The organism is Gemmatimonadota bacterium (assembly GCA_041390125.1).
GTDB lineage: Bacteria > Gemmatimonadota > Gemmatimonadetes > Longimicrobiales > Gaopeijiaceae > JAGQIF01.
This window is the reverse complement of record JAWKQN010000028.1, coordinates 1-20,081: the sequence shown is the minus strand read 5'-3', so window position 1 is coordinate 20,081 and position 20,081 is coordinate 1. Positions and strand designations below refer to the sequence as shown.

The window sequence follows — 20,081 nt, the reverse complement described above, 5'->3', positions numbered from 1 at the left end:
CGGCTTCTCCCGCGCTTCGGGGGGTGACGAGGGTCGCCGGAGCGGTGTTTCCCCCAGTCTACGGCCCCGCGGGTCCAGACGCACGGGTGCCGGCCGCGCCCTCGGCTCCCGCGTCCTCGGAGGCGTCGTCCTCCCGCTCACGCCGAGCCTCCTCCGCCTCTTCCTCCACCCCGGCCTGCAGGTCCTCCAGGTCGGCGAAGAAGGCCTCCACGGAGGTGGTCCGGGTGAGGGAAGGGGGGACGGGGGCCAGGGTGGACAGCCCGCGCTGCACATCGAAGGAAGGACCCAGATCCGCGCGCTGGAACGCGAGGGACATCAGGACGGCCAGGACCCCGGCCGTGGTGGCCACACCGACCTTGAAGGCGCGGCTCCGCCGCGACGCGATGTCCACGTGACCGAAGATGCCCACCGACCAGAGCAGGAAGCTGTTGATGCCCAGCCCGACCCCCGCGTCCAGCAGGGGGCTTCCCACCGCGAAGCGCAGCCAGCCGAGTGGCGTGTCGAGGATGAGGAAGACGAGCGTGAACACGGACGAGAACGCCAGGTGCTCGCGAAAGCGCGAGCGCCCGGTGAGGAGGCGGGTGCCCGCGGCCCACAGGCCCACCCAGAGCAGGATCAACACACCGACGGCCAGCAGGACGCCCACGGCGATGGCCGGCCCGAAGCGGTCGTAGCCGGCGATCCACGCGCCTGCGGTGATCAGGAGGGTGGCGCCCGTCCACAGCGGCCATGCGGGCCACCGTTCATAGGGGAAGAGCCGCGGCTCCTCGACCGGGAGCGCCCGGGTCTCGGGCACGTCCGCGTGGGGAGCCCGGAAGAGGAGACGGGTCTGGCCCAGCTCCACGGCTGCGCCGAAGGGAGCGTGGACCTCCACGCCTCCCGCGTCCTCCCCTCCCACGCGGGTGCCGTTCCTCGACCCGAGGTCGCGGATCCACACGCCGTCCTGGACGAGCCTCGCCTCCAGGTGGTGGGCATCGACGAACTCGTCCTCCACCACCACGTCGTTGTCCGGCGCGCGCCCGACGCGGACCGTCTGAGCGCCTACCCGGACGCGGGCCGTGAGCACGCCCTTCCCGTCGCGTACCTCTACGATCGTCAGGGCATCCACTGGAGGCCCTCCAGCCAGCGGCGGGTGAGTCCTCTCGCGTTGTCCCAGGAGATGGCGGCGCTGCGCAGCGTGGACACGACCGCCTCCCCGTTCCCACCCCGCAGGGTCGAGCGGACGAACAGGTCCAGCAGGCCCGGATGGGAGAGGTGGGCCCGCGCGCAGAAGATGACGACCATCTGGGCGGCCAGACCCTCGTCGAGCGTGCGGCGCTCGCAGCGGTAGCGCGTGGCGTCGTCGTTGACCGGCACCTCCCACTCCAGGACCGCGCTGTGCCACTCGGACACGAGCGCGTTGAAGGCCACGGGATTCAGGGTCTCCGACGCGAGGTACATGTGCTCCATGTAGATCAGATCGTACCCGCCGCCGGGACCCAGGAGCATGTCGTCCTGGGTGAAGCAGACGTACTCGATCATCTCATAGGGCTCGTCCTCGAGATCGTGTGGCTCCGCCGAGCAGTCGAACGCGGCATCCGGGCCTGCGGGCAGGGAGGCGGAGCCGATCCGCGTGGTGGGCAGTGGGGCCGCCACCAGCGGCGCGAAGAAGGCGTCCTGGAACGCCAGCAGGCGTCGCGTCCCCTCGCGCTTGACCGCATCGAGGTCGGGCGCTTCCTCCGTCGGCAGGTCGGCCAGCAGCGCACGCGCCACCCGCGCAGGGATGAGGAAGCTCAGCTGGTTGCCCGCGGTGGAGACGTTGATCCCCACCACCTCACCGGTGGCGCGCACGGTCGGCCCGCCGCTCATGCCGGGGTTGATGGAGCCGCTGAAGTGGACGAGCGCGGCCGCGGCGGCGTCCACCGCTCCGTTGTAGGTGCCCTCCACCACGGCCGTGCGCAGGTCCGCGGGGTGGCCGATCGAATAGAGCACCTCGCCCGTCGGAATGGAGTCGGGCGCGAGCGAGAGCGGAGATCCGTGCACACGGTCGACGCGCAGCACGGCCAGATCGTTCGCCGGATCGATCGCCACGATCCGCACCGCGCCCGCATCGACGCCGTCGGTGGGTACCAGGCGCAGGGCGTAGGCGCGAGGGCGGAAGAGCAGCTCCTGCACGACGTGGTAGTTGGTGAGGAGCAGGGAAGGCGCCACGAAGAAGGCGGTGCCCACGGCCGAGGGGGCCCCGCTGCGCGCCTCGACCAGCTCCACCTTGGCCACGGCCGTGGCGTACTGCTCGTAGACACGGGCGGCGTCCTGGCCGCTCGCGCCGGTGGCCAGCGCCAGCCACGGCAGGGCGATCGAGAGCCGGCGCCAGACGCGCGCCGTCGAGGTCCGTGGCATCGGTGTCCATGCTGGAGGAGCGACTTGGGCGCGTGCGCGGCGCGCGCCGCCCGCCGGGGACGGTGCGGGGAAGGAACGGGCTGATCCCGACCATGGCAAGGGCCGCGCCACCGGTTCCCTTGTGGGCGCGCCCCGGCGGGGGGCACGTTGCAGCCCCACGATGCACCCACTCGTCGGAGGTGTGTGATGCGCTCGCTGGCCGTCTCCCTCCTGGTTCTCCTCGTCGGCAGCCCGCTCACCGCCCAGTCGCGCTTCCAGCGGGCCGTCCAGATCGGTCAGGTGGACTCGGTCCGGTCCGCGATCCTGGACGAGACGCGGCCCTATCTGGTCTACACGCCGCCGTCGTACGGCGACACGACCGTGACGCCGCAGCGGTATCCCGTCCTGTACCTGCTCGATGGCGACGCCCACTTCCATTCCGTGAGCGGTCTGGTCCAGATCCTGGGAACCGGCGTGAACGGCACCTACGTGGTGCCCGAGATGATCGTCGTCGCCATCCCCAACACGGATCGCACGCGTGATCTGACGCCCACGCACACCACACGCGCGTTCGACGGAACCGAGAACGCCGGGTTCGCGTCCAGCGGCGGGGGGCCGGCGTTCCTGCGCTTCCTGACCCAGGAGCTGATCCCGCAGGTGGAGTCCCGCTATCGGACGCTGCCGTACCGGGTCTTCGTGGGACACTCGCTCGGGGGGATCACCACGCTGAACGCGCTCTACACGATGCCGGACGCGTTCGACGCCTACGTGGCCATCGACCCCAGCCTGTGGTGGGACGACCGGGCTCTGCTGAAGCAGGCCCGCCCGTTCTTCGAATCCGCGCGTCTGGAGGGGAAGGCGCTGTACGTGGCGCAGGCCAACACCATCAATCCGGCCGACACCGCGCGCAATCTGCATTTCGAGTCCATCACGCGCTTCCATGCCGTCCTGGACGCGTACGACCGGAGCGGCGTGCGGTATGCGTTCCGGTACTACGACCAGGACGACCACGGCTCGGTGCCCCTCATCGCGGAATACGACGCCTTGCGCTTCATCTTCGACGGATACGCCGTGCCGCTGGCGCGCGTCCTGGATGAGCCCGCGTTGCTGACACGCCACTTCGAGGCGGTCCGGGCCCGGTTGGGTGCGCCCTTCGAGCCGAGCGAGCCCATGCTGCGTCTGCTGGCGCAGGTGGCCCTGTCGCAGGATACGGCCAAGGCGCTGGAGCTGGGCGAGATGCGGGCGCAGCGGTATCCGGAGAGCGCGGGTGCGCTCGAGTTCCTGGGGGATGTGCAGGCGGCGCGCGGCGACACCGTGCGGGCGCGTCGCTACTACGACGAGTCCCTGGCTCGCAAGGCACGGCCGGAGGTACGCGACAAGCGGGACAAGCTCGCGCCCGGGACCCGTCGCTGAACCACCGGCGCGGCCCCAGAGCCAACCGGCGCGGTCCCAGAGCCAACCGGCGCGGCCCCAGGGCCAACGGGAGGCGGGGGGAGCGCCGCGGGAGACCCTTCCGCCCAGGGAGGGTTGACGCTGCTCGGCCCAGTCAATAACCTATCGGTTATATAACCAATAGGTGTTCAATGGTGGACTTCAGCGAACAACTGGACGCGACCTTCTTCGCACTCTCCGATCCCACGCGGCGCGGCATCCTGGCCCGCCTGGCGGAAGGAGAGGCGAGCGTGGGGGAGCTGGCGGCGCCGTTCGATCTGAGCCAGCCCGCGATCTCGAAGCACCTGAAGGTGCTGGAGCGCGCCGGCCTGGTCTCCGTGGGGCTGGAGGGCCAGCGCCGCCCGCGGCGACTGGAGCCTGCGCCCCTGGACGCGGCCACGGAATGGATCGAGCGCTACCGGGCCATCTGGGAGAGCCACTTCCAGCGTCTCGATGCGCTGCTGGAGGAGCTGAAGGCGCGCCGCACGCCGTCCGGCGGCAGCACGCGGGACGCCGGTCCTGGATGACTGGCATCTCCACCGACGCACGCCACACCCACTTCCTGCCCGAGAGATCATGTCCCGCATCACACCGTTCCTCTGGTTCGACGCGCCGCTGGACCAGGTGGCTGACTACTACCGCGCCATCTTCCCGGACTTCAGCGTGATCGCGCTGAATCCCATGACGGCCACGTTCGACATCGCCGGACAGCGGCTGCACGCGCTCAACGGCGGGCCGAAGTATCCGTTCACCCCCGCCGTGTCCTTCATGATCGACTGCGAGGATCAGGCGGACGTGGATCGCTACTGGGATGCGCTCACGGCCGGCGGCGGCGCCGAGAGCATGTGCGGATGGCTCACCGACCGGTACGGGCTGTCCTGGCAGGTGATCCCCAAGGCCCTGGGTCGCTATCTCGGCGACCCCGATCGCGCGAAGGCCGAGCGCGTGACCCGGGCCATGCTGGCGATGCGCAAGATCGATGTCGCCGCCCTCGACCGGGCCGCCGACGCGGCCTGAACCCTTACCCCACACCGGAAATCCCGAACATGGTCATGCACGCCCCGAAGGCAGTGGTGGAGCTTCCCAACGACACCACCGTCGAGGTCACGCGTTCGTTCAACGCACCGCGCGAACTGGTCTACGAAGCGTACACGACCCCCGCGCTGATGAAGCGCTGGTTGGTGGGCGCACCCGGTTGGACCATGCCGATCTGTGAGATGGACGTCCGCCCGGGTGGGACGTTCCGTTGGCGATGGCGCTCCGACGAAGAGGGGACGGAGTTCGGGTTCCACGGCACCTTTCGCGAGGTGGAGGCGCCCGCGCGGCTCGTGCACACGGAGACGTACGACCCGGGCTCGATCGGGGGCAGCATGGGGGGCGAGGCGTTGATCACGCTCACCTTCACCGAGGCCGGCGGCGTCACGACCCTCGCGATGACCATCGCCTACGACTCGAAGGAATCGCGCGACATGGCGCTCTCCACCGGCATGACGGACGGGATGGAGATGAGCTACCAGCAGCTGGACGCGTTGCTGGCCGAGCGCGTCTGACGCGACCCCGCGGCCCCGGCAGGCCGACAGGTGGATGGCCTCGCCCGGAGGGGAGCGCTCCCCTCCGGGCGGAGCAGGCCCTCCGACCCGGGCGGCTCGCCCGACCGCGGGGGCCGCATCGACGGCCCGGCCGGAGCCCGGCCGCACCGTTCGGCTCTCACCGGAGCAGCCACTGCCACAGCTGCACCGCCGTCCACACCAACGCCGACAACACGGTCGGCCCGAACAGCACTCACGAGGGGCAGGGCCGCCGGCGGCGGCGCCGACGCGCAGGAGGGGGAACGCCGGCGCTCACAGGATGGGCCCCGGATCGGACGAGCGCGCTCCACAGCCCTCCGCGAGACACTGGGGGATCTCTTCGATCAGGAAATCCCACGCATCCTTGCCGTCATCCAACGTGAAGCGCGGCTCGCCCGACCACACCAGGAACTCGAGGATCAGGTTCCAGCTCCACCAGCCGTTCTCGACCGGGCTGTACATGATCTTGTCGAGCCCATCATGGCCATCGTGCTCCAGCGAGAAATAGTGCCCGCATTCGTGGATGAGCACGTATTTCATGAAGCCGGCGGGCCGCCGATCGCGGTGGATGAGCCCCGACACGGGTGAGGCCGGCGTGAACCAGGTGGTCCAGCCGAACGGATGGCGTCCGTCCGACGGGTCCGTGAGCGTGAACACCCCGGCGGCCAGCAGCGTGCAGACGTCCCGGCCGTCGGCCGCCCGACCCATGGGGTCCATGAGGAACGCACTCAAGCGGTTCTTGTTCACGTCCACCTGGTCCAGTCCACGCACCTCCTGCACGTCGCGGCTCCACTGGAACTTGATGCCCAACTGCCGCCCCTTGTCGCGGGACACGTTGATCTTCTCCGTCTCCGCGCCCGTGTCGAACGCGTAGACCCGGAAGTGCGGGCCGGCACCTCCGCTGGCCAGGTAGTCGTCGATGTCCTCGGCGTCGAGCGGCACCTCGTCCTCCACGAGGTGTGCGTCGACGCGCGGCCGGTCGAGGATCGGTCCGACGGCAACGCCCGAGAACTCGTAGAGGTCGATGTCCCCGCTCTGGTGCAGCGTGTAGAGCGTCGGCGGCCCGCCGTCAGGACCCGATCGCGAGTCCACGAACGTCCGGACCGATCGGGCCTGGAACTCGAGCCCGAAGGGCCCGTGATCCAGATGGATCGCGGTCTTGATGCGCTCCAGGCAGTCCGGATCGTCGCCGAACCGCTCCTCGAGCTGCTCGCGGATGTAGTTCTTCAGGCGGTACTCGTCGAACCTCTCGCGCAGATATCCGAGCACGTAGGGCGCGCCGAAGGTGAGGACCGCCACGGCGATGTGCAGCCAACGGACGATCAGCGGGCCCAGGTCCACGAGGTCGGCGACCAGCTCCTGCAGCGCGTCCTTGAGACCCTCCCAGTCGAGGGTGACCAGTTGCCAGAGGACGTCCAGGACGTCCACCACGATCTCCACCAGCTTGATCACGGTCGCGATGACGGTGCCGACCACGTCGTGCACCATCTCGCACACCACCCGGGTGACCAGATTCACGACCTGCTTGGCCACCCAGGTGACAACCTTCTCGAGGAACGTCTCGATCCAACAGAACCACTTGTTGCAGCAGAGGCACCACTTCTTGCACTTGCGCTTCTTGCACTTCTTCTCGCGCTTCTCCACCCAGCGCTCGACGGGTTCCCACACCGTCTCCTCGATCTCGTCGACGATCTGTCTGCAGATGAGCGCCATGGAACGCCTCCGGAACAGGTTCACCCACCGTGCAGGTGGATGCATTCGGTAGACGCGCCATGGAGCTGGGCGGCCGGCCACGCCGCTTCCTGCGAGGGTCCGCAGATCGGGCGTCGTCGCTCGTTCCCGTACGTACCGGAGCCGCAGTCGTGCCGTCGGCGACCGGCCGGTCCGGCTACTCCCGCACGGCCTCCACCGGATCCACCGCCGTGCCCCGCCACGCAGGAACCCAGGTGGCCAGCGCGGCGGCGGCGAAGAGACCGGTGGCGACGCCGACGAGGGTGAGCGGGTCGCGGGCGTCCAGCCCGAACAACAGGCTCTCCAGCATGCCTCCCACCGCGAGGCTCAGCACGGCGCCCAGGACGAGCCCACCCACGGTGAGGGCCACGCCGTGGCGCACCACCATGAGGACCACGTCGCGACGCTGGCCTCCCAACGCGAGGCGGATCCCGATCTCGCGACGCCGCTCGGCGGTGGAGAGGGCGATCACGCTCAGCAGACCGGCGGCCGCCGTGACCAGCGCCACCAGCGCGAAGATGCCCAGCAACACCGCGATGGTCCGGGGCGATGCCACCCGGTCCGATTCGGCGTCCTCCAGGGTCTGCACGAACGAGACGGGTTGATCCGGGTCCACCGCGTAGACGTCCTCGGTGACGGCTCGCGCCAGGGTCATCGGATCGATGCCCGCGGTGCGGATCAGCACCCGGCGCGCGAAGCCACTCTGGTAGGCGCTCTGTTCGAATGCGAAGTAGACCTCTTCGCTCAGATCGGCCTCGAACCCCGCCTGTCGCACGTCGGCCGCGATGCCGACGACGGTGAGCCAGGTCGTCCCGTTATCCGGGGAGATCTGGCCTCCGATGGCGTCCCGACCGGGGAAGAGCCGCTGCGCGGCCGCGCGGCTCACGATGGCCACCGGGGCGGCCTGCGCGTCGTCGCGGGCCTCGAAGGCTCGCCCGCTGAGGATGGGGATGCCCAGCGTCTCGAAGTATCCGTCCGTGACGAAGCGCGCGTTGACCTGCGGCGGCGCGTCCGTGTCCGTGGCACCCTGGGCGAGGATCCGACGCTGCGTCTGGAACGTGGCGCCGCTCATCGGGAAGTCGCTGGCGGCGGCCACGGCCTGCACCCCGGGGCGGGCGCGCAAGCGCGGCAACAGCGCACGGTAGAAGGCGCGGGAATCCTCGTTCGTGACGTACGTGGCCCAGTCCAGGTCGATCGTGACGGTCAGGACGTCGCGCGCGTCGTAGCCGGGGTCGACCCGCACGAGGTTGGAGAAGGAGCGCACCATCAGCGCGCTGCCGGTGAGCAGCACGAAGGCCACCCCCACCTGCGCCACCACGAGCGCGGCGCTCACCCGGTGTCGCGTACGCGTGCCGCTGGCCTTCTGCTCGCGGAGCGTCGCGGCGAGCCGGCGTGCCTGGAAGCCGGGCACCCCGCCGATGACCACGCCGACCACGAGGGCCACGAGCGCCGTGAAGCCGAGCACCCACCCATCCACCCGGACCTCGTTGAAGCGCGGCGAGAGGGCCGAGGCCCACTCCCGGAGCAGCCCCACCGAACCGTAGGCCATGGCCACCCCGACGAGCGCGCCGCACAGCGCCAGCAACACGCTCTCCCCGACGAGCTGCCCGAGCAGTCTTCTCTGGCTGGCCCCCAGCGCGGCCCGGACCGCCAGCTCGGACTGCCGCTGGTTGAGCCGCGCCAGGGTGAGGTTGGTGACGTTGGCGCAGGCGATCAGCAGCACCAGGCCCGCCATGGCGAGCAGGATCAGGAAGGTGGGTCGGGCCTCCGCCGTGAGCTCCTCCTTGAGGGGGACCAGCTCGGCGTCCACCTGCTCCACTCCCGGATAGGCGTCCCCGTGCTCGGCGTGCAGCTCGTGCGCGACGCGGTCCAGGTCCGCTGCGGCGGCGTCGACACTCGCGCCCTCCGCAACCCGCGCAACGGTCAACAGGCTGCGGGCCTGCCGGTTGAGGTGCCACCCGTCCCCGACCCGGAACGGGCAGGCGTACCACGGCATCCAGACGTCGTTCTGGTTCGGGTACGTCGGAACGGACGGGAGCACGCCCACGATGCGGTGCGGTCGGTTGTTCATCTCCACCGAACGGCCCACCACCGCGGGATCCCCGCCGAAGCGGGTGAGCCAGTAGTCGTAGCCCAGCACGAGCACGGGCTCGGCCCCGATCCGGTCCTCCTCCGGCGTGAACGTCCGCCCGTGCAGCGGCTGCACACCCAGGACCGGGAAGAAGTCCCAGGACACCACGCCCACCTGCACGCGCTCGGGCTCGCGCTCCCGCTCGAGCAGGTTGAAGAACATGGTGTGATACTCGACCACACCGTCGAGCGCGCGAGCGCGCTCGCGCACATCCGCCACCTCCAGCGGGGACAGGTTGCCCGGTTGCTGGGCCGGACCGGAGGGGCCCATGCGCACGCGCACCAGCGCCGCACCGGACCCGTACGGCAGGGGCTGCAGCAATACGCCGTTGATGAGGGAGAAGATGGCGCTGTTGGCGCCGATGCCGAGGCCCAGCGTCAGCACGATGACCGCGGCGAAGCCCGGATTCGTGCGAAAGACGCGCGCGGCGTCACGAAGCATGGTGCGGATCCTCACGTCCCCTCCTCCCGGTGTCCCGCGGTCCCCCGCGGATGGTTGCGTACGCGGCCCCAGATCACGACGGGCGACGTACGACGTTCGTCGTAGTCAGGGCCCACACAGAGCCTCGATCTGTCCCGCCCTCTGCATCAGCGCGGCGGGTGTGTCGCGCCGGAGCCGGTGGTCGGCTCCGCGTGGCGCGTTTCTCCCGTGACCAGCGTTGGTCCCGTGACCTCGGAGTGCATCCGTTCCGGCTGCGCGAACGCCAGCGCGAGCCCCACGAGCACGGCCGCGAGCACCAGGAGCGGTGTCACGGGACGGGTGCCCGGTCGACCGGTCGCATGCGGATCCGCTGCGCGGCGAGGCGGCAGGGCCCTCATGGCTGGCCGCGCTCCGGGGCGCGCGGCGTCCCCGCATGGCGTCCGTCGGCGGCGGGTACGAGCCCGGCCTCGCGCGCGATCCGCTCGAAGTCGCGCGGTAGCAGCAACTCGTGCTTCATCACGGCCATCGTGCCCACCTGCGACAGCGGCGAGACGGCCAGCGACGGCACCCACACGAACAGGAGACACGCGGCTGCCAGCAGCAGATCCACGTCCACGCGTGGGCGGCGTGCCCGCGCGCTCATCTCCACGAGCCGACGGATGCGGCGGAGCAGGGAACCTCCCTGGGCCGCCATCGCGCCCCCCGGTGCTGGCGCGCCGCGCAGCGTCTCCAGCGTCATGAGGGCACGCAGGTACTCGGACAGCGAGCCGCCGATGGAGCGCTGCGCGAGGTCGTCCGAACAGTACTCGCGCTCGTCGCGCAACCGCGCACCCAGCCACAGCACCACGGGATGGAAGAACAGGAGTGCTTCCGCCACGGACTGGAGCAGGTTGACCGCGTAGTCGCCGCGCCGCACGTGCGCCAGCTCGTGCGCCAGGACCGCTTCGATCTCGTCGTCGGTGAGCTGGTCGTGTACGCGACGCGGGACGAGGATCACCGGGGCCCACCATCCGATGAGCACGGGGCCGTCGACGCGGTCGCTGATGCCCAGACGGATCGGGTGGGTCACGTCGAGCCGACGACCCATGCGGGCCAGAGCGGTGCGCCAACGCTCCGACACCGGCTGCAGCGGAAGCCGATGCAGGCGCCGCAGGGTGCGGACGTCGGCGCCGAGCCGTCCGAGGCCGACCGCTGCGCCGAAGAGCCACAGCAGCGCCAGGACCGCGAGGGCCGGCGCCACCCGCCGGACCGCCGCACCAGCGAGGAGCGGTGGGTTGTCGTGGTCGTGCGTGTGCTCCACCGCCACCGCGAGCGGCGCGACCGCCCATCCTCCCGGCAGCGGCCCGCCGCCGTCCGGGCTGCCGTCGCGCATCAACTGCACCGCGATCCGCTCCGCGAGCTGGGGATGGCCGCCGTACGCATTCCGCAACGCCAGGCCGGTCTGCAGGGGAAGCGCCACCAGGAGCACAAGCGCGCCGCAGGCGAGCGCGTAGCGGGTCCAGGCCGAGCGGTGGACGAGCAGCCGCAGGGCGACCCAGGCGACGGCGCCGACGGCGGCACCGACGATCAGCGTGCCGAGCAGCGCCCACCCGAGCCCATGGAGGCCGAGGAAGGCCGACCGCAGAAGCTCCGGCGCCGGGCCGCTCACGAGTCCGCCTCCAGGCGATCGAGCAGGGCCCGGATCTCGTCCAGCTCCGACCGGGAGGCGGGGCGGGTCGACAGGGCGCGCAGCACGAGGCGGCCCGCGGAGCCCGCGAACACCCGATCCGTGAGGTCGGCCACGAACCCGCGCGTGGCCCATTCCCGCTCGACGGCCGCGGCGTAGACGTGGCTGCGCTCGGAGTCGTCGCGGTCCACCAGCCCCTTCTGGTGGAGGTTCTGGAGGATCTTCAATACGGTGGTGTATCCGACGTCCCGCTCGCCGGTCAGCTGGTCGTGCACCTGGCGGACGGTCTGGGGTCCCCGGTCCCAGAGCACCTCCAGGATGCGATACTCGGCGTCGGTGGGCAGAGGTAGGGCCGGGCCGGCCATCGGAATCTCCGGGGCTGCGGTGCGCTGTACGGTGGCTGACGTACGATGTGCATCGTAGATCATTACCGGTCCGGGTGTCAAACGGGCTGATCCCCGCCTGGGGCATCCCGCGCGTGAGGAGACGAGTGCGGCGTCTCCGGCATGGAGGTTGCCCGCCGGCCCCTCATGCGAGCGGAGACGGACGAGACGGTGTTCGGCGAGGCCCTGGGCCGAGTGGGGCAGGTGTGGGTCAGCAACCTGGGCGTGCTGGTCACGTTCGGTCTCCGGCTGCTGCGGGCCACGGGCGCCGGCCTGGCCGAGATCGGCTCCCGGCAGGGGGTGGTGCGGGTGACCCGCCTGACGCTGGGCCAGGTGTTCCGCACCCTCAGCCGTGGCGCCCTGGACGTGTTGCTCCTGGGCACGGTGCTGGGCCTGGGGCTGCGGACGGTGGCCGAGCAGCTGGGCGTGATCCGTCCGCTCTTCGAGTCCGCGTTCATGCCCATCTTCATCGCGGGCGGGCTGCCCCTCGGCCTGGCCGTGCTGGTGGCTGCCCGAAGTGGGGCGCCGCTCTCCCTCAAGCTGGCCATCCGGCCGCTCACGCACGGTCTGGACGATCCGTACGCCGCCCCCGGCGACCTCAACACGCAGGTCCTGCCGCACCTGGTGGCCGCACCCGTCACGACGGCCCTGTTCTTCGTGGTGGGCCAGTACTTCCTCATGATCGGCTACACGTTCGACGGCACCTCGCTGCACTCGGCCCTCGCCGTCGACTACTACACGGCCTTCCTCGACTCCGTCGTCGCGGGCTCGTGGCGTGCGCTGCTGTTCGGGGGGATCGTCTCCTTCGTGGCGTGCGCGCTGGGGGTGGAGGCGGCGGAGCGGCGGCCTGCCGACCCGGCCCGGGCGGAGTTCCAGGATGCGGCCTGGGAGAGCACCGTGCTCTCCACCACGCTGTGCACCCTCATCACGGCCGCGCTGTGGGTGGCCCGATGAGCGCGGCCCCCGCCGAGCGCCGGACCGGCCTCAAGGATCCGCTGCGGCTCAACCAGCTCATCGGCCTGGTGATCGTGGTGGGCGCGCTGGGCGCGATCGCCTGGCTCACCGTGGTCGCGCGTTCCCGGTGTGCCGATCCCGACCTGGCCTTCGTGGCCTACGTGCCCGGCCTGGTGGAGTTGCGCGCCGATACCCGCGTGCAGTTCTACGAACAGTGTGTGGGACGCGTCACGCGCGTGGCGCCGGGCGTGCCCGCCCTGCAGGTGTCGGTCGAGCGCACCGGCGCGTTGGCGGAGCGGAGCGTGGTGACGGTGAGCGAGCGCGATCCCGAGGCCGAGATCGGCGGTGCCTTCACGCTCGGATTCGTGGACGCCACCCGCATGACGCTCGGGAGCGGTGCCGAGCGCTGGACGCTGACGCGCGCTCCCGACGGGCTGTGGGCGCTGGATGGACCGCCGCGCACGGATGTCGAGCCCGGCGGCGCCGCGGTGCGCCCCGGCACGGTGTTCTCCTTCGGGGATCTGCATCTGGAATGGTCGGACGTGGCGCGCTACACGCGGGTCGAGGGCACCCTCGATGCCTCCGCCTTCGCGCGGGTCGCCGCCAACGTGGGGCTTGCGCCCGACCTGGCCCGGCTGGAGGCCGCGCTCGGCGTCGGCACCGCGGTGAGCGTGGGATCGAGCATCGGCATCGGTACGTCCGGTCCACCCCGCGTGCGTCTGGTGCCCTCGTGGACCCCGGCAACGCTGGTGGCGGAACGCACGGGCGCGCGTGAGTTCTCGCCGGAGAGCGGCGCGGACGTGCTGGCGTTCCTGGGGCAGGCGGTGGACTACCTGAGCTCACCGGCGAAGGCGGACGCGCCGCCGGTGAACCGCTACGAGCGCATGATCGACGATCTGAACGGCTCCCTGGCCGAGATGCGGGGGACGGTGAGCGGCGTGCGTCGGCTGGCGGATACGCTGGGCGCTGCCGCGGACCGTGGCCCCGATCAGCTCGCCGGGCGTCTGGTGCTGGGCGAACGGCAGCTCGCGACCATCGAGAGCGCGCTCACGCACATCGACTCCGTGCTCACCACGGTGGAAGGACGGATGAACGCCGATCCCGACACCCCGCCTCTGCAGGCCTTGCTGCTGGACCGGGAGCAGTCGGAGAGCCTGGACCGGACCATCGCCAATGTGCGCGACCTGTCCGACGAGCTGCGCGACGGCAGCAAGACCGTCTTCACCCGCATCGCCGGCGACCGTCACGGGATCCGCTTCGACAGCATCCTGGTGCGCACCGAGCGCCTGAGCGGCCGCGCCAACGAGATGATCGACCAGATGGAGACGAGCGGCGGCAGCGCCGTCCGGGGTGCCAAGATCTACGGGGTCGTGACCGCGCTGGCGCAGGCCCTGTCCACGATCGCGGTGTTGGGGATCTGGAAGTAGGGCGGGATGGGGATCGGTTGACACCGGCTTCCCGGCCGACCAGCGTCCCTCGCTCGGTGCCGACCCGGTGCCGGTCCCCTTTCGCCACCCCCCGCTTCTCGTGTCGCTCGCCACCCGCACCCTGCAGGTCGACGAACCCGCCTTCGACGTGGGGCGCACCTTCGCGCACCAGAACCTGGGTCCCTACGATCCCACGGCCGTGCACACGGACCATGCCTTCACCAAGGTCCATCACGACGCCGAGGGACGGGTGGTGCGTCACACGCTGCGGGCCGCAGGTGGACGCGTGGAGATCGAATGCGACGGCGAGGCCGGCAGCGATCCCCTCGCGCACTGGGAACGGGTGTTGCCGCCGACGGACGGTCTGCACGCGTTCGCAGCCGGCCACCCCGCGCTCCTGCGCCTGCTCAAGGCCTACCCCGCGCTCCGCATCGTCGCGGTTCCCTGGATGTTCGACGTGGCGGCCGGCGTGGTGCTGCAGCAGAAGGTGCGCTGGCGTGAGGCCGCCTCGCAGTTCCGCAGGATCGCCGAGCGGTGGGGACGCCGCACGGAGCTGGGGCTCGCGTTTCCCGAGGCGCAGCGGGTCGCCAAGCTGGGACCGTATCGCCTCCAGGGCCTGGGGATCGACCACAAGCGGGCGGAGACGCTCGTGCGCCTCGCACGGGCCCAGGCCCAGCGCGGCTTCCTGGACCCGGCCACCGACCGGGACGCGCTGCGGGCGCGGCTGCTGCGCATCCCGGGCGTCGGGCCGTGGACGGCGGAGATGATCGCCGGCTTCGGCGCCGGGGACCCCGACGCGGTGCCGGTGGGTGACCTGGGGCTGCCCGGCCTGGTCGGAGGCGCGCTGGCCGACGAGCCCGGGGCGGACGATGCCCGGATGCTCGAGCTCCTGGAGCCGTATCGCGGCCAGCGTTTCCGGGTGGTACGCCTGCTCTGGTCGGTGCCCTTCGGCGCGGCCGCCCGCTTCCGGAAGGGCCTCGCGTGAGGGTCGCCGAGCCGCGCACGCTCTACCGGTACGGGGCGCTGGCCTGGGTGTGGCGCGCGTTCCTGCTCGGGGGACTGGGAGGCGTCGTGCTCCTCGTGGGCCTCGCCCTCCGCTCCGGCGCGTCGTGGCCGCTCGGCGTGGCGGTTCCGCTCGCCCTCCCGCTCGTCCTGGCGGGGGTGGTCGCGGTGCGGATCGATCGGCAGGAGGACGGACGGCTGGCGGTGACCACCCTGTCGGGCTGGCGGCGACGGATCGCGCGCGAGCGCCTCGGGCGGCCGCGGGTGCGGCGCAGCGCCCAGGGAACGCTCACCCGGTTCGATGCTCCGCGAGCCTGGATCCCGGTGCGCGGCGGCCTGCCGCTGTACGTCGACCTTCTGGCGGACATCCCGGACCGGACCGCCCTGCGCGACGCCCTGCGCTTGCCGCGGGATGCGTGGGCCCGGGGGGTGTAGGCGGGCGGGCGATCGCCTCCATCCTGATCCCCCTCTTCCAAGAGGCCCAGCAGGACCGTTGAGCCCGTCCAGCAGTTGCGGCCCCGGACCGCCTTGGAGACGTTTGGACTGGCTTGGGATCACCCCGCTTGCACGCAACGAGGACCGGTGATGACGGACGAACGCTTCAGCGACACAGACCTGCTGCGACCCCTGGGGCGCCCACTCCCGCCGGGCGAGGATCCGGACGAGGACGAGGGTGAGCCGCCGCTCACGCCCACGGCCAGCCGGTGGACGGATTCGCTGCGGGACCGGCTCTTCCGCGCGCGCACCCTGATCATCAGCGGAGAGGTCAATCAGAAGCTGGCGTCCGAGGTGATCGGACAGCTCTGGGCGATGGACGCGCAGTCGCAGGAGCCGATCACGGTCTTCATCAACTCGCAGGGCGGGCACGTGGAGTCGGGGGACACCATCCACGACATGCTGCGCTTCATCCGCTCCCCGGTCCGGATGATCGGCACCGGATGGGTGGCGAGCGCCGGCGCGCTGATCTACGTGGCGGTGCCCCTGGAGAACCGCTTCTCGCTGCCCAACACACGCTTCCTGCTCCACCAGCCGGCGGGCGGCACGCGCGGCACGGCTGCGGACGTCGAGATCGAGGCGCGCGAGATCCTTAAGATGCGCGAGCGTCTCAACCGCGTCTTCGCGGAGCAGACCGGCCAGCCGTTGGAGCGGATCCAGGACGACACGCACCGCAACTTCTGGCTGGGCGCGACCGAGGCGAAGGAGTACGGCCTGGTGGGTCGGATCATCCAGCACGTGAGCGATCTGGACTAGGAGGTCGCTGAACGGCAGCCGCCAGAGCTGGAGTCGCGTTCGCGGCGCTGCGACCGGCTAGAGCCAACCCTTCTCGCGGGCCAGCCGGGCCGCCTCAACCCGGTTGGACGTGCCCAGCTTGGCGTTGGCCTCCGAGAGGTAGTTGCGGACCGTGCCCTCGGTCAGGTGCAGGCGCCGCGCGATGGCGGCGCCGCTGAGCCCCTCGCCCGCGAGGCGCAACACCTGCCGCTCCCGGTCCGTGAGCGGATCCTGCGCCGTCCACGCCTCACGGGCGAGCTCCGGATCCACCGCTCGGCCGCCCGCGTGCACGCGGCGCACGGCGTTGGCCAGCTCCTCGGCCGGACTGTCCTTGAGCAGGTAGCCGGCGGCTCCGGCTTCGAGCGCGCGACGGGCATACCCGGCGCGCGCGAACGTGGTCAGGATGATGACGCGGGTGGGCAGGGCGCGCCGCTGGATTTCGGCCGCCACCTCCAGGCCGGTCTTCACCGGCATCTCGATGTCGGTGAGCAACACGTCCGGTCGCTCGCGCGTCACCAGCTCGATCGCCTCGATCCCGTCCGCGGCGCGACCCACGACGTCGAGGTCGCTCTCGATGTCCAGGAGCGCCGCCAGCGCCCCCAGCACCATCGTCTGATCCTCCGCGATGACGATCCGGATCACGGGCGCGTCCCTAGGTCGATGCCATCGTGGGCGTGAGCGGCACGGACGCGGTGGACGCAGGCAGCGGCACCCGCGCCTCCAGGACCAGGCCGTGTCCCGATGGTGCCGCCCGCCACGCGAGGTCGCCGCCGACGGCCTCGATCCGCTCCCTCATCCCGCCGAGCCCGCTCCCGGGCACGAGGCTGCCGTCGGAGGCTCCGTCATCCTCGACGCGTAACACGACCGAGGATCCTTCCGTGTCGAGGGACACGCGGCAGGTGTCCGCGTCGGCGTGTCGGGCCACGTTGGTGCTCGCCTCCCGGATCACGAGCGCCAGCGCCTCCTCCGCCGCGCGCGGAAGGGCGACCGCGTCCAGCACGACCTCCGCACGGACCCCCGCGGTCTCCAGCAGGTCGCGCGCCCGTCCGGCCTCGGCACCGATCGAGGCGCGATACCCCTGGATGGTCTCGCGCACATCGTGGAGCGCCTGACGCGCGACCTGCTCCACGTCGCGGATCTCGGCGGTGGCGCGCGTCACATCCCGTGTGACCAGCTTCGCGGCGAGTTCGCTCTTCAACACGATCAGGGAGAGCGTGTGCCCCAGCACGTCGTGCAGGTCACGCGCGATGCGCTCCCGCTCGGCGACGGCCGCCAGGTGCTGGATCTCGGTCTGGGCGGCCCGAAGGGCGCGATTGCTGCGGCGCAGCCGCATGTCCTGCAGTTGTGCCCCTCCGATGGCCGCGGTCAGCACTGTCATGCTCAGCCCGACGTAGAGCGGGGCGGTCGTCAGCCAGCTTGCGAACCACGTCAGCGCGGCCAGCGTGAAGATCAAGCGGAGGGCCAGCCGGCTGCGCTCCACGCGAGCGGCGAAGGTCGCCGCATACACCAGGAAGACCGGTGCGCCGACGTTGAAGGGCGACAGGATCAGCCCGAGCGTGGCCTGGAGCGCCACGACGATGCCGAGCTCCCGACCGCGCGCCCGCAGGCCGCGCACGTACGAGAGGAGGAAGAGGACGAAGGCGCCCGCGGTGAGGAGCGCGGATCCCCAGCCCAGCCGGCCCTGCCGCAGGAGCAGGGCCGGCTGGGCCAGGAACGCGAGCGCATAGATCAGCCACGCGTAGTCCACCCAGCCGATGGGATCACGACGCGCGGCGCCATGCCCGGCGGCCGTGACCGCGTGGCTGGACGAGAGGGGGGTCGGCACGACGATCCTCAGCGCAGGGTGACGTCGTCCAGCACGAACTCGAAGGCGCCCACCTCGGGTCCACCGGACCACACGAGCCCCATCACGTCGCCCCCGTCGATGCCGAAGTCCGCCCACGTCATGACGACTTCCGTCCACCCGGCCTCGGCGGTGAACGTGCGGATCAGCGGCATCATGCCGTTGCCCTGACTGAACAGCAAGACGCGATAGGTGCCGCCGTCTCCGCGTGTGCGGAAGCGGAACCCCTCCGCACCCGCCAGGTCGACCGGCGTCATCGGGGGGCTGCCAGGCACCCACATGGCGCCGTACCATGGATAGGCGATCTTGTCGGAGATCGTCCCGCGTACCACGAGGGCCTGCCCGTCCGCCGTCGACTCCACCCGCACCTCACCGGTCGAGGCGCCTCCCGCGAAGCTGTCACTCGACGGCATCCAGCTGCCGAGCGCGGCCGTCAGGGCTCCTGCGTCGAAGTCGCTGAGCATGAGCCCCTCGGCAGGGATGGACGGTGCCGACGTGGTGCTCGCGGCCGCGACCGCTGCCGCGTAGGCGTCCCGGTCAACGCGCACGCCACCCTTCCAGATCCCGGCGATGGCGCGGGTGGCGCGGATGTCGGTGAGGGGATCGCCGTCGACGAGCAGCAGGTCGGCGCGCAGGCCTTCCGCAATCCGTCCGCGGTCCTCCAGCGCGAAGGCCCGTGCGGGCGCTTCCGTGGCGGCACGCAGCGCCTCCGCCGGCGTCAGCCCCGCGTCCACCAACAGCTCCAGCTCGCGATGCAGCGCGCTCCCGTGCGCCGTCCCCGGATTGGGAGCATCCGTGCCGGCGAGGATGGCGACTCCCGCGGCGTGCAGGCGCTCGACCGCGTCTGCCGCGACCTGGTAGCGGGCTTCGCCCTGCCCCGAGCGGTCGGGGAACGCCTGGCCCAGGTTGGTGCGCGAGGCGGGCATCAGGTAGGGCGCGACGGCCGGATCGTCCGTGAGCCCGGCGGCGCCCGGTTGACCCGTGACGCTCCGGAGGACGGTGAGGGTGGGCACGATGAACGCGCCGCTCTGCGCAACGCGCTCGGCGAAGCCCGGCGCGGCCGCCTCGTCGGTGAACAGGTGCACCAGCGCGTCCGCTCCGGCGGCGATGGCCTCCTCGGCTGCGGCAGCGTCGCCGACGTGTACCACGGCGAGGACGTCGCGGGCGTGGGCGGCGTCGATCGCCGCTCTCAGGGTCGCGAGGTCGAGGGTGGGAAGATCCAGCCCGTAGGCGTGGCCGTCGTCGTAGACGATCTTGATCCAATCCGAGCCCTCGGCGAGGCGGGCATCCACGAACGCCTGCGCCTGCTCCGGCCCCTCGAGCGTGGGGATGACCATCCCGTATTCGGTGCCGTGGCCCCCGGGTGCGGTGACCAGCGTGCCGGCCGAGAACAGGTCCGCCCGCGTCGCCGCGCCCCGACCGGCCTGTTCCGAGCGCATCTGCCGTGCGAAGCCCGCGTCCGTGAACATGTCCAACTCGGTCGTGACGCCGAAGACGAGCGCCTCACGCAGCGCGTCGCCGAACGCATGGGTGTGCGCGTCGATCAGGCCGGGAAGCAGGGTGCGACCGCGACCCTCCACCACCACCGAGCCGGCCGGGACCTCCAGGTCCGGCCCCATCGCTCCGATGCGGCCATCCCGAACGAGCACATCCATGGGGCCGCGCGCGCTCGTTCCGTCGAAGACCGCGACGTCGCGGATGAGCGTAGGTGCCACCTGCTGACCCGGGAGGTCGACGGCGGCGGTCGCGAGGAGCGTGCAGAGGACCAGCAGAACGGCGAAGCCGCTACCCAGCCGCGACCGTGTGATGTACATGAGAGGCCTCCCGCCTCGAGGATCCAGGATCGATGCGCCGATGCCGGCGCGCACATGAAGGGTGGCCGCGTCCGCGCGAGCGGA

19 protein-coding genes are annotated in these 20,081 nt (G+C 71.3%); 9 read left to right on the top strand and 10 right to left on the bottom strand.

Annotated features, from left to right (window positions below):
- Positions 1–58 precede the first annotated feature (58 nt).
- Positions 59–1,108 carry an FHA domain-containing protein gene (locus R3E98_20825; protein MEZ4425852.1) on the bottom strand — a complete coding sequence of 350 codons (1,050 nt, stop codon included), beginning with the start codon at positions 1,106–1,108 and terminating at the stop codon, positions 59–61.
- Positions 1,096–2,379, bottom strand: coding sequence for a serine protease (locus tag R3E98_20820; protein MEZ4425851.1), 1,284 nt, complete (start codon positions 2,377–2,379; stop codon positions 1,096–1,098). Before R3E98_20820 ends, R3E98_20825 begins: the two co-directional genes overlap by 13 nt.
- A 186-nt stretch (positions 2,380–2,565) precedes the next feature.
- On the opposite strand from R3E98_20820, the gene R3E98_20815 reads away from it, so the two are divergent.
- From R3E98_20815 to R3E98_20800, 4 genes are all read left to right on the top strand, one after another.
- Complete coding sequence (locus R3E98_20815; GenBank protein ID MEZ4425850.1) at positions 2,566–3,771, top strand: alpha/beta hydrolase-fold protein; 1,206 nt, start codon at positions 2,566–2,568, stop codon at positions 3,769–3,771.
- A gap of 173 nt (positions 3,772–3,944) precedes the next feature.
- A complete protein-coding gene (locus R3E98_20810; protein MEZ4425849.1) occupies positions 3,945–4,316 on the top strand; it encodes a metalloregulator ArsR/SmtB family transcription factor in 372 nt (123 codons plus the stop codon).
- A 49-nt stretch (positions 4,317–4,365) separates the two neighbouring features.
- The gene (locus R3E98_20805) at positions 4,366–4,806 is read left to right on the top strand and encodes a VOC family protein (protein ID MEZ4425848.1); all 441 of its coding nucleotides are present in this window, start codon (positions 4,366–4,368) and stop codon (positions 4,804–4,806) included.
- Between the two features lie 35 nt (positions 4,807–4,841).
- Positions 4,842–5,339, top strand: coding sequence for an SRPBCC family protein (locus R3E98_20800; protein MEZ4425847.1), 498 nt, complete (start codon positions 4,842–4,844; stop codon positions 5,337–5,339).
- Between the two features lie 291 nt (positions 5,340–5,630).
- On the opposite strand, the gene R3E98_20795 is transcribed toward R3E98_20800, so the two are convergent.
- The 5 genes from R3E98_20795 to R3E98_20775 all read right to left on the bottom strand — a co-directional run bounded on the left by R3E98_20795 (position 5,631) and on the right by R3E98_20775 (position 11,670).
- Positions 5,631–7,070, bottom strand: coding sequence for a hypothetical protein (locus tag R3E98_20795; GenBank protein ID MEZ4425846.1), 1,440 nt, complete (start codon positions 7,068–7,070; stop codon positions 5,631–5,633).
- A 175-nt stretch (positions 7,071–7,245) separates the two neighbouring features.
- Complete coding sequence (locus R3E98_20790; protein ID MEZ4425845.1) at positions 7,246–9,675, bottom strand: ABC transporter permease; 2,430 nt, start codon at positions 9,673–9,675, stop codon at positions 7,246–7,248.
- Between the two features lie 131 nt (positions 9,676–9,806).
- Positions 9,807–10,037, bottom strand: a complete 231-nt coding sequence (locus R3E98_20785; protein ID MEZ4425844.1) for a hypothetical protein — start codon at positions 10,035–10,037, stop codon at positions 9,807–9,809.
- Positions 10,034–11,287, bottom strand: a complete 1,254-nt coding sequence (locus R3E98_20780; GenBank protein ID MEZ4425843.1) for a M56 family metallopeptidase — start codon at positions 11,285–11,287, stop codon at positions 10,034–10,036. Before R3E98_20780 ends, R3E98_20785 begins: the two co-directional genes overlap by 4 nt.
- Positions 11,284–11,670 carry a BlaI/MecI/CopY family transcriptional regulator gene (locus tag R3E98_20775; GenBank protein MEZ4425842.1) on the bottom strand — a complete coding sequence of 129 codons (387 nt, stop codon included), beginning with the start codon at positions 11,668–11,670 and terminating at the stop codon, positions 11,284–11,286. The genes R3E98_20780 and R3E98_20775 overlap by 4 nt, the downstream gene beginning before the upstream one ends.
- 141 nt (positions 11,671–11,811) lie before the next feature.
- Here R3E98_20775 and R3E98_20770 point away from each other — a divergent pair, with 141 nt between their 5' ends.
- The 5 genes from R3E98_20770 (at position 11,812) to R3E98_20750 (ending at position 16,322) form a co-directional block, all read left to right on the top strand.
- Positions 11,812–12,642 (top strand): hypothetical protein, encoded by an 831-nt coding sequence (locus R3E98_20770; GenBank protein MEZ4425841.1) that lies wholly within the window; start codon positions 11,812–11,814, stop codon positions 12,640–12,642.
- A complete protein-coding gene (locus R3E98_20765; GenBank protein MEZ4425840.1) occupies positions 12,639–14,069 on the top strand; it encodes a hypothetical protein in 1,431 nt (476 codons plus the stop codon). Before R3E98_20770 ends, R3E98_20765 begins: the two co-directional genes overlap by 4 nt.
- Positions 14,070–14,136: 67 nt before the next feature.
- Entirely contained in the window at positions 14,137–15,054 is a 918-nt protein-coding gene (locus R3E98_20760; GenBank protein MEZ4425839.1) for a hypothetical protein, read from the top strand.
- Positions 15,051–15,506 carry a hypothetical protein gene (locus R3E98_20755; protein MEZ4425838.1) on the top strand — a complete coding sequence of 152 codons (456 nt, stop codon included), beginning with the start codon at positions 15,051–15,053 and terminating at the stop codon, positions 15,504–15,506. Before R3E98_20760 ends, R3E98_20755 begins: the two co-directional genes overlap by 4 nt.
- A 150-nt stretch (positions 15,507–15,656) precedes the next feature.
- A complete protein-coding gene (locus tag R3E98_20750; protein ID MEZ4425837.1) occupies positions 15,657–16,322 on the top strand; it encodes an ATP-dependent Clp protease proteolytic subunit in 666 nt (221 codons plus the stop codon).
- Positions 16,323–16,379: 57 nt separating this feature from the next.
- Here R3E98_20750 and R3E98_20745 read toward each other — a convergent pair whose 3' ends face one another.
- Genes R3E98_20745 through R3E98_20735 form a run of 3 tightly spaced genes read right to left on the bottom strand, consistent with a single transcriptional unit; the run spans position 16,380 to position 19,997 of the window.
- The gene (locus tag R3E98_20745) at positions 16,380–16,982 is read right to left on the bottom strand and encodes a response regulator transcription factor (GenBank protein ID MEZ4425836.1); all 603 of its coding nucleotides are present in this window, start codon (positions 16,980–16,982) and stop codon (positions 16,380–16,382) included.
- Positions 16,983–16,992: 10 nt separating this feature from the next.
- Positions 16,993–18,165 carry a sensor histidine kinase gene (locus tag R3E98_20740; protein MEZ4425835.1) on the bottom strand — a complete coding sequence of 391 codons (1,173 nt, stop codon included), beginning with the start codon at positions 18,163–18,165 and terminating at the stop codon, positions 16,993–16,995.
- An 8-nt stretch (positions 18,166–18,173) separates the two neighbouring features.
- Positions 18,174–19,997, bottom strand: coding sequence for a CIA30 family protein (locus tag R3E98_20735; protein ID MEZ4425834.1), 1,824 nt, complete (start codon positions 19,995–19,997; stop codon positions 18,174–18,176).
- Positions 19,998–20,081 lie beyond the last annotated feature (84 nt).

What these genes read in the sequence shown, in the direction of transcription:
- R3E98_20815 (MEZ4425850.1), top strand. Translation starts at nt 2,566, where the DNA reads ATGCGCTCGCTGGCCGTCTCCCTCCTGGTTCTCCTCGTCGGCAGCCCG.
- R3E98_20795 (MEZ4425846.1), bottom strand. Translation starts at nt 7,070, where the DNA reads ATGGCGCTCATCTGCAGACAGATCGTCGACGAGATCGAGGAGACGGTG.
- R3E98_20765 (MEZ4425840.1), top strand. Translation starts at nt 12,639, where the DNA reads ATGAGCGCGGCCCCCGCCGAGCGCCGGACCGGCCTCAAGGATCCGCTG.
- R3E98_20750 (MEZ4425837.1), top strand. Translation starts at nt 15,657, where the DNA reads ATGACGGACGAACGCTTCAGCGACACAGACCTGCTGCGACCCCTGGGG.
- R3E98_20735 (MEZ4425834.1), bottom strand. Translation starts at nt 19,997, where the DNA reads ATGTACATCACACGGTCGCGGCTGGGTAGCGGCTTCGCCGTTCTGCTG.
- R3E98_20785 (MEZ4425844.1), bottom strand. Translation starts at nt 10,037, where the DNA reads ATGAGGGCCCTGCCGCCTCGCCGCGCAGCGGATCCGCATGCGACCGGT.
- R3E98_20775 (MEZ4425842.1), bottom strand. Translation starts at nt 11,670, where the DNA reads ATGGCCGGCCCGGCCCTACCTCTGCCCACCGACGCCGAGTATCGCATC.
- R3E98_20820 (MEZ4425851.1), bottom strand. Translation starts at nt 2,379, where the DNA reads ATGCCACGGACCTCGACGGCGCGCGTCTGGCGCCGGCTCTCGATCGCC.
- R3E98_20800 (MEZ4425847.1), top strand. Translation starts at nt 4,842, where the DNA reads ATGCACGCCCCGAAGGCAGTGGTGGAGCTTCCCAACGACACCACCGTC.
- R3E98_20805 (MEZ4425848.1), top strand. Translation starts at nt 4,366, where the DNA reads ATGTCCCGCATCACACCGTTCCTCTGGTTCGACGCGCCGCTGGACCAG.
- R3E98_20770 (MEZ4425841.1), top strand. Translation starts at nt 11,812, where the DNA reads ATGGAGGTTGCCCGCCGGCCCCTCATGCGAGCGGAGACGGACGAGACG.